The 13,425-nt window shown below is 59.3% G+C and carries 10 protein-coding genes; all 10 read left to right on the top strand.

Annotation, left to right across the window (positions count from 1 at the left end; all coding sequences use genetic code 11):
* Positions 1-4: 4 nt before the first annotated feature.
* The 10 genes from recJ (at position 5) to FX155_RS08345 (ending at position 13,385) form a co-directional block, all read left to right on the top strand.
* Positions 5-2,353, top strand: a complete 2,349-nt coding sequence (gene recJ, locus FX155_RS08390; RefSeq protein WP_154488413.1) for a single-stranded-DNA-specific exonuclease RecJ — start codon at positions 5-7, stop codon at positions 2,351-2,353.
* 4 nt (positions 2,354-2,357) lie between these two features.
* Positions 2,358-4,580, top strand: coding sequence for a RelA/SpoT family protein (locus FX155_RS08385; protein ID WP_022486657.1), 2,223 nt, complete (start codon positions 2,358-2,360; stop codon positions 4,578-4,580).
* A 7-nt stretch (positions 4,581-4,587) separates the two neighbouring features.
* Positions 4,588-5,037 carry a D-aminoacyl-tRNA deacylase gene (gene dtd, locus FX155_RS08380; protein WP_154488412.1) on the top strand — a complete coding sequence of 150 codons (450 nt, stop codon included), beginning with the start codon at positions 4,588-4,590 and terminating at the stop codon, positions 5,035-5,037.
* 16 nt (positions 5,038-5,053) lie between these two features.
* Positions 5,054-5,677: an MBL fold metallo-hydrolase gene (locus FX155_RS08375; protein ID WP_022486659.1), complete on the top strand. Its 624-nt coding sequence runs from the start codon at positions 5,054-5,056 to the stop codon at positions 5,675-5,677.
* Between the two features lie 12 nt (positions 5,678-5,689).
* Positions 5,690-6,754, top strand: coding sequence for an AI-2E family transporter (locus tag FX155_RS08370; protein WP_022486660.1), 1,065 nt, complete (start codon positions 5,690-5,692; stop codon positions 6,752-6,754).
* A 53-nt stretch (positions 6,755-6,807) separates the two neighbouring features.
* Entirely contained in the window at positions 6,808-8,061 is a 1,254-nt protein-coding gene (hisS, locus tag FX155_RS08365) for a histidine--tRNA ligase (RefSeq protein ID WP_022486661.1), read from the top strand.
* A 21-nt stretch (positions 8,062-8,082) separates the two neighbouring features.
* The gene (gene aspS / locus FX155_RS08360; RefSeq protein ID WP_154488411.1) at positions 8,083-9,879 is read left to right on the top strand and encodes an aspartate--tRNA ligase; all 1,797 of its coding nucleotides are present in this window, start codon (positions 8,083-8,085) and stop codon (positions 9,877-9,879) included.
* 226 nt (positions 9,880-10,105) lie between these two features.
* A complete protein-coding gene (locus FX155_RS08355) occupies positions 10,106-11,134 on the top strand; it encodes a phosphate/phosphite/phosphonate ABC transporter substrate-binding protein (protein ID WP_326831130.1) in 1,029 nt (342 codons plus the stop codon).
* Entirely contained in the window at positions 11,131-11,883 is a 753-nt protein-coding gene (phnC, locus tag FX155_RS08350) for a phosphonate ABC transporter ATP-binding protein (RefSeq protein WP_154488410.1), read from the top strand. The genes FX155_RS08355 and phnC overlap by 4 nt, the downstream gene beginning before the upstream one ends.
* Positions 11,880-13,385 (top strand): PhnE/PtxC family ABC transporter permease, encoded by a 1,506-nt coding sequence (locus FX155_RS08345; protein ID WP_154488409.1) that lies wholly within the window; start codon positions 11,880-11,882, stop codon positions 13,383-13,385. The genes phnC and FX155_RS08345 overlap by 4 nt, the downstream gene beginning before the upstream one ends.
* The last annotated feature ends 40 nt before the right edge of the window (positions 13,386-13,425 follow it).

Raw genomic sequence — 13,425 nt, 5'->3', positions numbered from 1 at the left:
GAATATGATCTATACGAAAATCAGAAAGCATACGGAAGACCGGGAGCCCCAGGTCCAGGCCCTGTGCCGGGAACTGGGCCTTTCGCCCCTTCTGGCCGGAATCCTGGTCCGCCGGAACCTGACGGATCCGGCCCAGGTGAAGGAATTCCTGGAAGGGAAAGAACAGCCCTATTACGATCCCTTCCGGCTGAAGAATATGGACCGGGCTGTGGAACGGATCCTCGGGGCACTGCAGCAGGGCGAACCCATGACTATCTACGGGGATTACGACGTGGATGGTACATCGGCCAGTTCCCTGCTGTATTTGTTTCTCCGCCGCCACGGAGCCCAGGTGGATGTGTACGTGCCCCGGCGGGACCGGGAAGGATATGGCCTCAATGTTCCGGCCCTGGAAAAGATCGCCGGCCGGGGGACGAAACTGCTGATCACGGTGGATACGGGGATCAGCGGTGCCCAGGTGGTGGCCCAGGCTCCCAAAGACCTGGACATCATCATCACTGACCACCATCTGGCTCCCCGGGAACTGCCCCGGGCCCTGGCGGTGGTGAATCCCAACCAGCCCGGGGATGGGTATCCCTTCAAAGGCATTGCCGGGGTGGGGGTGGCCTTCAAACTGTGCCAGGCCCTGGAACAGAAGCTGACGGGAAATCCGGAGCTGTTCTGGGATGATCTGATCGAACTGGTGGCCCTGGGCACTGTGGCGGACATGGTGCCCCTTCGGGATGAGAACCGGGAAATCGTCCGGAAAGGACTGGCTAAAATGCCCCACAGTCCGCTCCTGGGACTTCAGGCCCTGATCCATGTGACCGTGGCCCCCGGGGCTGCCATCAACAGTGGCACCATCGGTTTCGGCCTGGGGCCCCGGATCAACGCTGCCGGCCGGCTGGATGACGCCATGACCGCGGTGAAGCTGCTTACGGCCCAGGAGCCGGAAACCGCCCGGGAGCTGGCGGAGGAACTGAATTCCGCCAACCAGGAACGCCAGGCTCTCAGCCAGAAGATCTTTGAGGAAGCGGAACACCAGCTGGCAGCCCAAGGCAGTCCGGAATGGAGCCTGGTGCTGGGAGAAGAAGGCTGGCATCCCGGGGTCATCGGCATTGTGGCCTCCCGGATGACGGAAAAATACCATCTGCCTTCGGTGCTCCTGTCCATTGACGGGGATACGGCCAAAGGATCCTGCCGGAGCATCCCGCCCCTGGACCTGTACCAGGCCCTGGACCGGTGCCGGGACCATCTGGTTCAGTTCGGAGGCCATGCCCAGGCGGCCGGGCTCACCATAAAGACGGCGGAGATCCCTGCCTTCCGGGACGCTTTTTCCCAGGTGGTGGCGGAGATGCTGGACCACAAACCCTATGAACCGGCAGCGGAACCGGACTGGTTCGTGCCGGAAGGCCGGGAAATCACCCCGGAAGCGGTGGAACAGCTGGGAAAACTGGAACCCTTCGGGGTGGGGAACCCGGCTCCTGTACTGGGTTTTGCCAAAGCGAAAATCGAAGAGGTCTCTCTCCTGGGCCGGGACCAGAACCATCTGAAGTTCCAGATTGCCCAGGGGGGATTCCGGTACAAGGGCCTCCTGTGGCAGGAAGGGCCCCGGTTCCATTCCTTCTATCCCGGAGAAACGGCGGCACTGGCCTTTTCTCCCCGGCTGAATACCTTCCGGGGGGTGACGGCGGTGGATCTGGAAGTGGCGGCGGTGGAAGCTCCCTATACCATCATCGACTGGCGCCATGAGAACCGGAACAAGGAGACAGAGGTAAATAGTATTTTACAAAAAGATAAAAAGACGGTAGTATATGTAGAGGATAGTGTAGCCCTAAAGGAAAAATATCCGGAAGCCTGTATCCTGTCCTACGGGGCACCATTGCCGGAGGGAACTGCCACGGTGGTGTTCTGGGACGGGGGCGCGGAAAAAGTCCTCCAGCCGGGAAAATTCCCTCTGAAAGGGGACCAGCCCGGGCGGCTCTATCTTCTGTACGGCCGGGAAGATCTCCTGGCCCGGCGGGACACCCTGCGCCGGCAGTATCCCGATGTGGCCGGTCTGCGGGTGTGCTACGGAACCATACGGAACCGGCTGCGGGAGCAGGGCGCCTGCCAGGAAGCCCAGCTGCTCCAATTGACGGCACCCAACGGCTGCCGGATCAGCCAGGCTGTACTGGACATTTTTTACGAATTGCACCTGTTCACCCGGGAAGCGGGACTGGTTTCCCTGGGAGATACGGGACACAAGAATATGCAGGAATCCAAAGGGTTCCAGGCCCTGCAGGCGGAATATGACGCCCGTTTCCAGGCCCTGAACCGCAGCTGGAGGCTGCAGCCGGCGGAAATCGCCGCTCTTTGGGCAGCAGGAAGGTGAAACCATGGAACAGCTCGATGACAAGCCGATCAGTGCGGAGGAGTTCTACGCCCGGATCAGCAAATATCTGACCCCCCGGCAGGTGGAATTTGTCCGGGAAGCCTACAATTTTGCGGCGGAAGCCCATGCCAAGCAGAAACGGGCTTCCGGGGAACCCTATATCATCCATCCTCTGGGAGTGGCCTCCATCCTGGCCCAGCTCCAGATGGACGATGTGACCCTGGCGGCGGCCTTCCTCCATGATGTGGTGGAAGATACGGAAGTGACACTGGACCAGCTGGAAGACATTTTCGGCCGGGAAGTGGCCATGCTGGTGGACGGGGTCACCAAACTGGGGAAAATCGAATACATCTCCCGGGAAGAACAGCAGGTGGAGAATTACCGGAAAATGTTCCTGGCCATGGCCAAGGATATCCGGGTGGTGCTGATCAAGCTGGCGGACCGGCTGCACAACATGCGGACCATGAAATACATGCCCGTGAACAAGCAGAAACGGATCTCTTCGGAAACCCTGGAAATCTACGCCCCTCTGGCTCACCGGCTGGGGATCTACGCCATCAAATGGGAACTGGAGGATCTGGCCTTCCGGTACATGGAACCCCAGCATTACTATGAACTGGTGGAACAGGTGAAGGTGAAGCGCCACGAACGGGAAGCCATGGTCCAGGAGGCCATGGACGAACTCCGGAAGCTGTGCGAGGAATCCGGCATCAACTGTCAGATCCAGGGCCGGCCCAAAAGCTTCTACAGCATCTACAAAAAGATGCAGCGGGACCACAAGACCATTAATGAAATCTATGACCTGCTGGCAGTCCGGGTGCTGGTGGATACGGTGAAGGACTGCTACGGGGTGCTGGGGATCGTCCACGGGAAGTGGAAACCCATTCCCGGCCGGTTCAAGGACTACATCGCCGTACCCAAATCCAACGGGTACCAGTCCCTCCATACTACCGTGGTGGCTTCCAGCGGACAGCCTCTGGAAATCCAGATCCGGACCTTTGAAATGCACAAGGTATCCGAATACGGGGTGGCGGCTCACTGGCGGTACAAAGAAAGCGGGGGCTCCAAAATGCCCAGCGCTTCGGACAAAAGCGTGGATGCCAAGATGGCCTGGCTGCGCCAGCTGCTGGAATGGCACAAGGACATGCGGGATCCCCATGAATTCGTGAATACCGTGAAGATGGACGTGTTCTCCGACGAAGTGTTCGTGTTCACCCCCCAGGGGGATGTGCTGGACCTGCCGGAGGGCTCCGTGCCCATCGACTTCGCCTACCGGGTCCATACCGGGGTGGGCAACAGCTGTGTGGGAGCCAAGGTCAACGGGAAAATCGTGCCGTTGGACTACCACCTGAAGAACGGGGACATTGTGGAGATCATCACATCCAAACAGTCTCCGGGACCCAGCCGGGACTGGATCAACATTGTGGGATCCAGCCAGACCAAGAACAAAATCAAACAGTTCTTCAAGAAGGAACGGCGGGAAGAAAACATCGTCAACGGCCGGGAAATGCTGGAACGGGAATGCCGGCGGCTGGGCTATGATGTGAATACCATGCTCACTTCCGACAACCTGAAGGAAGTGGCCTCCCGGTGCCATATGGACGGCAGCGTGGAGAACCTGCTGGCAGCCCTGGGCTATGGGGGCCTGATGGTCAACGGAGTCATGGTGAAGCTGGTGGATCTGTACAAGAAGACCCAGCGCCAGAACACCACCAAGAACCTGTCCCAGCTCCTCAGCGAGCTGAAACCCAAGACCGTAAAGACCCACAAGGGCAGCCACGGGATCCTGGTGAAGGGGGAAGACGACATTATGGTGAAGCTGGCCAAATGCTGCAACCCCATTCCCGGGGACCCGATCGTGGGATACATCACCCGGGGCCACGGGGTTTCCGTCCACCGGGCGGACTGCCCCAACGTGCTGGCCAACACGGAAGATCCCAACCGGATGATCGAAGTGTCCTGGAATGTGGATACGGACGTGGCCTACAAGGTGGTGCTCCGGCTTACGGCGGTGGATCAGCCTGGGGTCATGGCCAACATCATGACCGTGGCCAGCGAAACCAAAGTGAACATCAATTCCATCAATGCCCATACCAATCCCAACAAAACCGCCTACATCGACATGGGGCTGGACATCAGCAGCGTGGAACAGCTGAACTACATCATCGGACGGCTGCGGCGGATCAAGGGCGTATACAAAGTGGACCGGAAAGTGTCCGGAATGTGAGGGAACCATGCGGGCAGTGGTACAGCGGGTGACGGAAGCCTCCGTCACCGTGGAAGGAAAGACCGTAGGGGCCATCGGCCCTGGTCTCCTGGTGCTCCTGGGGGTGTCCCGGGAGGATACGGAAAAGGATGGAGCCTACCTGGCGGAAAAACTGGCCGGGCTCCGGATCTTCGAGGATGAAGAGGAAAAGATGAACCGGTCCGTGGCCCAGGTGGGCGGCAGCATCCTGCTGGTGTCCCAGTTCACCCTGTATGGGGATGTGCGCCACGGGAAGCGGCCGTCCTTTACCCAGGCGGCGGTCCCGGATGTGGCCAACCGGCTGTATGAGAAGCTGGCGGACAGCCTCCGGGCCAAAGGGATCCCGGTGGCCACCGGGCAGTTCCAGGCCCATATGGAAGTGGCCCTGGTAAACGACGGGCCGGTAACCATCCTTTTGGACAGCGGAAAGACTTTTTAGGAGGAAACAGAGCAACATGAAAATCTATCGGGTGGTCGTAGGGCCGATCCAGGAAAACTGTTACATCATCAAAAATGAGGAAAACAACCAGGGAATCATCGTGGATCCCGGGGACGAAGCCAACCGGATCATGGATGCGGTGCAGAAAGCCGGCATTGAAAAGGTACCGGCCATTTTCATCACCCACGGCCATGGGGACCATGTGTCCGCCCTGGACGAAGTGAAGGACGCCACCGGCGCCAAAGTATACATGAGCCGGGAAGACGCTCCCATGCTCCGGGTGTGGAACAGCAGCCTGTCCTATTCCACCAACCGGGACAAAAAATTCGATCCCCCCGATGAATTCTTCACCGACGGGGAAAAACTCACGGTAGCCGGCATGGACTTCACCATTGCCGCCACCCCGGGTCATACCGCCGGCGGGGTGTGCATCATCGGGGACGGGGTGGTATTCTGCGGGGACACGGTATTCCTGGAAAGCATCGGCCGGACGGATCTGCCCGGAGGCTCCTATGACGCCATCCTGGATTCCATCAAGACCAAGCTCCTGGTGCTGCCCGACGACTATAAACTGCTGCCGGGCCACGGCCCTGCCACCACAGTGGGCTGGGAAAAGCGCCGGAACCCGTTCCTCCAGTAAGGTCGTGAGCCTATGACGGAGTATCAGCAGCGGCCCCGGGGCCTGGTGGTGAAGCTGGTTTTCGGCCTTTTGGGCTTTGGGGCTTTCTATCTCCTGGGACACTGGTTCCTGCCGGTGTTCCTGGCCATCGGCATGAGCTTCCTGCTGTATCCCATTGTGGACCGGCTGGAAAGGATCCAGGTGAAGGGCCATCCTTTTCCCAATACCCTGGCAGTGCTCATTGCCTTTCTGCTGTTCGGGCTGTTCCTGTATGCAGCGGCCAATGTGCTGATCGTTCCCCTGGTGACCCAGGTGAACACCCTGCTGAAAGCCATGCCGGGACTGGCCGCCCGGGCCAACGAAAGCATCAGCCTGTTTCTGGGCAGTGAAGCCCAGAAGCTGCCCCCCAATACCCGGGACATGCTCCAGCAGGCGGCCAGCAGCCTGAGCAGCTACATTATGGGGCTTTTGAAGGACATGCTGGCCTCCACAGTCCAGGCGGCCAAAAGCCTAGTGAGCATGGCCCTGGTCCCCTTCCTCAGTTTCTATTTCCTGAAGGACTGGCGGACCCTGAAGAAGATGGTGGTGGGCCTGTTCGCTTACGAAAAGCAGGACCTGGCGGACCGGGTGCTGACGGACATGGGAAGGATGCTCTGTGCCTATGTGGACAACATGTTCAAGCTGTGCTTCATTGCCGCCGTCTGCCTGACAGCAGGGACTTCCCTCCTGGGCGTCCAGTACACCCTGGTGCTGGGGTTCCTGGCCATGATCAGCGAACTGATCCCCCTGGTGGGATCGGTGGTGGGGACCCTGTCAGCGGTGTTCATCGCCCTGCTCCAGAAGCCGTCCCTGGCCCTTAAGGTGCTGATCCTGTACCTGGTGTACTACCAGGTGGATGCCCAGGTGATCATGCCCAATCTTATGGGCCACAGCATCACCCTGCACCCGGTGCTGATCATCCTGGCGGTGATGGTGGGGGGCCAGATCGGCGGAGTGGCCGGTCTGATCTTTGCCGTGCCGGTGCTGGCCATCATCAAGGTGCTGTACGGGTATTTTTGGCATGCGGGAGAAAAAGGCCAGGTTGATAAAAACCAATAAACTGTGTTAAAATTAATAAGTTCAAACAAGTCGTGAGGACGGAGGGGATTTTTATGTTAACAGGGGCACCGCGTGGTACCAAAGACATTCTGCCGGGCACCATCAATGGCTGGCGCTATGCAGAACAAATCATTCGTGAAGTATGCCGGGAATTCAACTATCAGGAAATCAGAACCCCGATTTTTGAACACACCGAACTCTTCCAGAGAGGAATCGGGGACGGCACGGACGTAGTGGACAAGGAAATGTACACCTTTACGGACCGGAGCGGCCGCAGCCTGACCCTGCGCCCGGAAAACACCGCTTCCGTGGTTCGGTCCTTTGTGGAAAACAAACTGTATGCGGAACCCATGCCGCTGAAGGTGTTCTATATCGGACCCATGTTCCGGTATGACCGTCCTCAGGCCGGCCGTATGAGACAGTTCCACCAGTTCGGGGTGGAAGCCCTGGGGGCGGAATCTCCCGTGGTGGATGCAGAAGTGATCCTCCTGGCCCTGACGGTGCTGAAGCGTTTCGGCCTGAAGGACCTGAAACTGAAGATCAACTCCGTAGGCTGCCCCAACTGCCGTCCTCAGCACCGGAAGCTGCTCCAGGACTATTTCCGTCCTCATCTGGGTGAACTGTGCGAAGACTGCCAGAGCCGGTTCGACCGGAGCCCGCTGCGGATCCTGGACTGCAAGGTGGATGCGGACAAACCCTTCATGGCCGGTGCCCCCAAAATCACCGACCATCTGTGCGACGACTGCCGGGCTCACTTCGAAACCGTGAAGAAGCTGCTGGATGAAGCCGGCGTGGAATATGAAGTGGACAGCAACCTGGTACGGGGGCTGGACTACTACACCAAGACCGCTTTCGAAATCCAGTATTCCCCCCTGGGCGCCCAGAGCGCTGTAGGCGGCGGAGGACGGTATGACGGCCTGGTGGAAGAACTGGGCGGGCCCAGCACTCCCGGTGTGGGCTTTGCCATCGGCCTGGAACGGATCCTCCTGGCCATGGAAAAACAGAACCTGCTGCCCACCGGCAAGGAAGCCATCGACATCTTTGCCGTCATTCCTGACGAAGGGGGCGTGGCCGATGCCTTCCGGGTGGTCACCAATCTCCGGAACAAGGGACTTGTCTGCGACATGAACCTGGTGGAACGGAGCATGAAGGCCCAGATGAAACAGGCCAACCGGGAACAGGCCCGTTTCGCCCTGATCTTCGGGGAAGAAGAACGGTCCAGAGGGGCTGTCACCGTCCGGAACATGGCGGACAGCAGCCAGGAAGAAGTCTGCTTCGGGGCTTTGGAAGCCTATTTCAACAAATAAAAACCAGAGGTGTTAACAAAAATGAGTATGGAACGCAGTCATCATTGCGGTGACTTGAGAAAAGCAGATGCCGGCAAGACAGTTACCTTGTGCGGCTGGGTAAGCAAACGGCGTGACCACGGCGGCATCATCTTCATCGATCTCCGTGACCGTCACGGTCTGGTGCAGGTGGTCATCGACCCGGCCCATGACGAAAAGGATTTCCACAAGGCGGAAGGGGTCCGCAGCGAATATGTGCTGCAGGTCCGGGGCCTGGTGCGGGAACGGAGCGCTGAAACCGTGAACCCCCACCTGCCCACCGGGGATGTGGAAGTGGTGGTGAAGGATCTGAACGTGCTGAATCCTTCCAAGACTCCGCCCTTCTATATCCAGGATGGCATCGATGTGGATGAAAACGTCCGTCTCCGCTACCGGTATCTGGATCTGCGGCGTCCGGAAATGCAGCAGAACCTGATCCTCCGTCACCGGGTGACCAAGGCTGTCCGGGACTTCCTGGACAAGCAGGACTTCCTGGAAATCGAAACCCCGGATCTGATCCGGAGCACCCCGGAAGGGGCCCGGGACTACCTGGTGCCCAGCCGTGTGAACCCCGGCAAGTTCTATGCGCTGCCTCAGTCTCCCCAGCTGTTCAAACAGCTGCTGATGATTGCGGGGATGGAACGGTACTTCCAGATTGCCCGGTGCTTCCGGGATGAAGACCTGCGGGCCGACCGTCAGCCGGAATTCACCCAGCTGGATATGGAAATGTCCTTTGTGGACCAGGATGACATCATGGCCCTCACGGAAAAACTCATCGCCTATGTGTTCAAGGAAACCCTGGGCGTGGACGTTCCCGTGCCCATGGCCCGGATGACCTGGGACGAAGCCATGGACAAATACGGCAGCGACAAACCGGACCTGCGGTTCGGCATGGAGCTGGTGAACATGAATGAAGCCCTCCAGGGGACCCAGTTCAAGGTGTTCAAGGACATCATCGAAAAGGGCGGCCTGGTGAAAGCCATCAACGTAAAGGGCTACAACAAGATCCCCCGGAGAGAACTGGACGGTCTGGTGGAATTCGTAGGGATTTACGGGGCCAAAGGGCTGGCCTGGATCATCGTCAACGATGACGGTTCCATCAAATCTCCTATTGCCAAATTCTTCTCTGAAGAAGAAATGAAGCGGATCCTGGAAGCCGGCAAGGCGGAAAAAGGCGACGTGCTGCTGTTCGTGGCCGACCGGAAACCCCAGGTGGTGGCTGCCGCTCTGGGCGCCCTGCGTCTGGAAATGGGCAAGCGTCTGGGTCTCATCGACAAGGACAAACTGTGCTTCACCTGGGTGGTGAAGTTCCCCATGTTCGAATACAGCGAAGAAGAACACCGGTATGTGGCCATGCACCATCCCTTCACCGCTCCCTGCGATGAAGATGTGGACAAGCTGCTCACCGATCCCGGCCATGTGTATGCCAAGGCCTATGACATGGTGCTGAACGGGGTGGAAATCGGCGGTGGTTCCGAACGTATCCATCGGGAAGACATCCAGAAGAAGGTCTTCGAAGCCATCGGCCTGACCGACGAACAGGCTCAGGAAAAATTTGGCTTCCTGCTGAAAGCCTTTGAATTTGGAGCACCTCCCCATGGGGGTCTGGCCTTCGGCCTGGACCGTCTGGTGATGCTCATGGCCAAACGGCCTTCCATCCGTGACGTAATTGCTTTCCCCAAATCCCAGAGTGCCATCGACCTGATGTGTCAGGCACCCAACGTGGTGGACGAAAAGCAGCTGCGGGAACTCCATATCCGGAGCACGGTTGTGAAGAAGGAAAAAGAAGAAAAGAAATAAATCCGGTCTGCATGTGGGATGAGGGGGAGCGCCCTGATCCTGCCTTGCGGAAGGACGCAACAGGGACCGGGATGCGAGGGAGCCCGTGGACCGGGCTGAGAGGGTACCCAAGTACCGACCGCCGGAGGGAGGAGTCTCTCTGCCGCATCCTGGGAACCGTACAAAAAACCGGCTGTCGCCAAGAAAGCGGCAGCCGGTTTTTTTGTGTAGAAAAGGAGGAAGTACTGTGAAGAACTGGATGAAGATGCTGGGGGTGCTGCTGGCCGGGGCCATGGTCCTGGGCGGCTGCGGCAGCACGGAAAAGAAACAGGAGGCCGGCAGCAAGACCATTCCGGAACTGAAAATCGCCATTTCACCTTATCAGGATGCGGATACCCTGCGGACCAAAACCGAGCCTTTGGGGAAGATGCTCCAGGCCAAACTGAAGGAAAAGGGCTATGACGTGAAAAAAATCACCCTGAACGTGGGAACCTCCTACAATGCAGTGGGAGAAGCCCTTAGTGCCGGCAGCGCCGATGTGGGCTTCATTTCCGGGGCCACCTACGTACTCTGTGACCAGGATGTGGATGTGCTGCTGACAGCCCTCCGGGAAGGCATCGACAAGGATACCACGGATCTGTCCGTATGGAACAACGGCCAGCCGGACAAATTCACCAAAAATCTGGTGAAGTACTACCGGTCTGCTGTGGTGGTGGGCCCCAGCCCCAAGGGACAGGCCCTGCTGGCCAGGGTGAAGCAGGGAGAAAAGCCCACCTGGGAGGAACTGGACAGCCTGAACTGGGCGGTGATGAGTCCGGCATCTGCTTCAGGCTACCTGTATCCTTCCCTGTGGCTGAAGGAAAATTACGGGAAGACCCTGAAGGACCTGTCCCATGTGGTCCAGTCCGATTCCTACACTACTTCCACAGCCCGTCTGGCTTCCGGCCAGGTGGATGTAATGGTGGCTTATTCCCATATCCGGGCCAAGATGGAAAAAGACTGGCAGGCCAAACTGGGGGGCACCGGATCCATCTGGGACCAGACAGGGATCATCGGGGTCACCGGGAAGATTTTCAACGACACGGTGAGCGTAAGCAAAACCAGCAAGGTAATGCAGGACCCGGCTTTCCGGAAGGCTCTGGGAGAAGCCCTGATCGAAATCGGGAAAACGGAAGAAGGACTGAAGGTGCTGAAGACCATCGGCCACAAAGGGTATGACTGGGCCCAGGCTTCCGACTATGACGGGGAACGGAAAATCCGGAAGGAACTCCAATGAACCCGACCGCACTGGAACTGAAAAATATTATCCAGGCCTATGAAAAGGGGCATCCCATTCTTCAGGGGGTGTCCCTTTCCGTGCCCCGGGGTTCTTTTGTATCTCTGATCGGCCCCAGTGGCGCCGGGAAGACCACCCTGCTCCGACTGTTCAACGGCATGGTCCGGCCCCTGTCCGGAGAAGTGTGGGTAGAAGGCAGACGGTTCGATACGCTGAAAGGGAAGCACCGCCGGCAGGTCCAGCAGCAGGTGGGGATGATCTTCCAGGATTTCTGTCTGGTGGAAGAAAGCACCTGTCTGGAAAATGTGCTCTGCGGGGCTCTGGGACGGATCAGCCTGTGGCGTGCCCTGTGGGGGAAGTTCCCGGAAGAGGAAGTGTCCAAAGCCCGGCAAGCCTTGGAAATGGTGGGACTGGGAGACAGGGAGGATACCTTGGCCGGAAGTCTCAGCGGGGGTCAGAAACAGCGGGTGGCCATTGCCCGGACTCTGGTCCAGGAAGCCTCGGTGATCCTGGCGGATGAACCGGTGGCGTCCCTGGACCCGGGAACGGGCCAGGCCATTCTGGAACTTCTCCGGAAGCTCCAGGAGATCCGGGGGCTTACGGTGGTCATGAACAGCCACAATGTGGAACAGGCCATGGCTTTCTCCCAACAGGTGATGGGGCTCCGTCAGGGACGGATCTTGTTCCAGGGGCCGCCGGAGGCCTGGACGGAAGACAGACTCAGGCAGCTGTACAGGAGGGAGTCATGAAAAAAAGAACGGTCTGGATCCTGGTGCTGGGGATGACGGCCGTCTCCCTGGCCGAGACAGGTTTCGACCTGGAACTGCTGGAAGAGCGGGGCAGCCGGTTCTTTGACATCGCCCGGGCCATGGTGCCCCCGGATAAGGGATTTTTCCAGGAAGCGGCAGGCCCTCTTCTTGGCACCGTGCGCATGTCTCTGGCGGGCTCCTTCCTGGGCAGTCTGCTGGGCCTTCTGGGAGCCGTCCTGGGCAGCCGGCGGACCGATCCCCATCCCTGGATCCGGGTGTCCTTCCTTTGCTTTATCCAGCTGCTGCGGACGGTGCCGGCCTTGATCCTGGCTCTTCTGTGCACCTTCTTGGTGGGGCTGGGGACTCTGGCCGGTACCTTGGCTCTCACCTTCAGTACCTTCGGGGTAATGACCCGGCTGGGGTATGAAGATATGGAGAATCTGGACTGGAAAACCGCCCGGGCCCTGGAAGCATCCGGCTGCGGCCGGGGAAAGGCCTTCTGCCGGGCCATTCTGCCCCGGCTGCTCCCCGGGTATCTGAACAATGCCCTGTATCTGTGGGAAGCCAATGTGCGCCAGGCGGCCATCCTGGGATATGTGGGAGCCGGGGGCATCGGGCTGCTGATGAACCAGCAGCTGGCCTGGCGGGCCTACAGCCGGGTAGGGTCCATCCTGGTACTGCTTTACGGCGCTGTGCTGGCTTCAGAAAGTCTCAGCGAAGCCCTGGGGAAGGTGCTGAACGGCCAGTGGCGGCTCCAATCCTGGATGAAAAAGGGGATGGTGGTACTGGGAATAGTGCTTTTCCTGGGATCCCTGGGAACTCTGGAACCGGCAGGCAGGGGAGGCCTGGGAGCAGCCCGGGCCATGATCCGGGGACTTTTGGCACCGGACCCGTCCCTACTGTTTTCCCTGGAAAAAGATGGGGTCCCCTGGTTGTTGGGCGAGACGTTTGCCATGGCCTTCCTGGGAACCCTGGGGGGAGGCATGGCCGCCGGTTTCCTGGCCTTTTTCTCCAGTTTCCGGTTCCTGCCGGTGCAAGGGGCTCTGTTGCCCCGATTGGTGCTCCTGGGCATCCGGACGGTACCGGTTTTCGTCTATGGGCTCATGTGGCTCCGGGTTACCGGGCCCGGCCCCTTTGCCGGTACCCTGACCCTGTGGGTGTGCAGCATCGGTCTCCTGGCCAAACGGTTCCAGATCGGGCTGGACAGCGGGGACAGACAGCCCTTTGACGCCTGCCGGGCCATGGGTACCGGGTGGGCCGCCGCCTTTCGGTGGACCATCCTGCCCCAGCTGAAAAAAAGTACAGCCACGGCTCTGCTCTACCGGCTGGATGTGAATCTCCGGGAAGCTTCCATCCTGGGCCTGGTAGGCGCCGGAGGCATAGGCACTCCTCTCATCCTGGCCCTCCAGCAGTACAAATGGCAGGAAGCCGGAGCCTTTTTATGGGGCCTGGCTGTCCTGGTGCTGGCGGTGGAATGGGGGAGCGAGAGGGGGAGGAGATGAAACGGGGCTGTTGCCTGCGCAACAGCCCTGTCAACGGTCA

It is taken from the genome of Acidaminococcus fermentans (assembly GCF_009696675.1).
Taxonomy (GTDB): domain Bacteria; phylum Bacillota; class Negativicutes; order Acidaminococcales; family Acidaminococcaceae; genus Acidaminococcus.
Note: the sequence above shows the minus strand (reverse complement) of the source record. Positions and strands in the feature narration are given on the sequence as shown.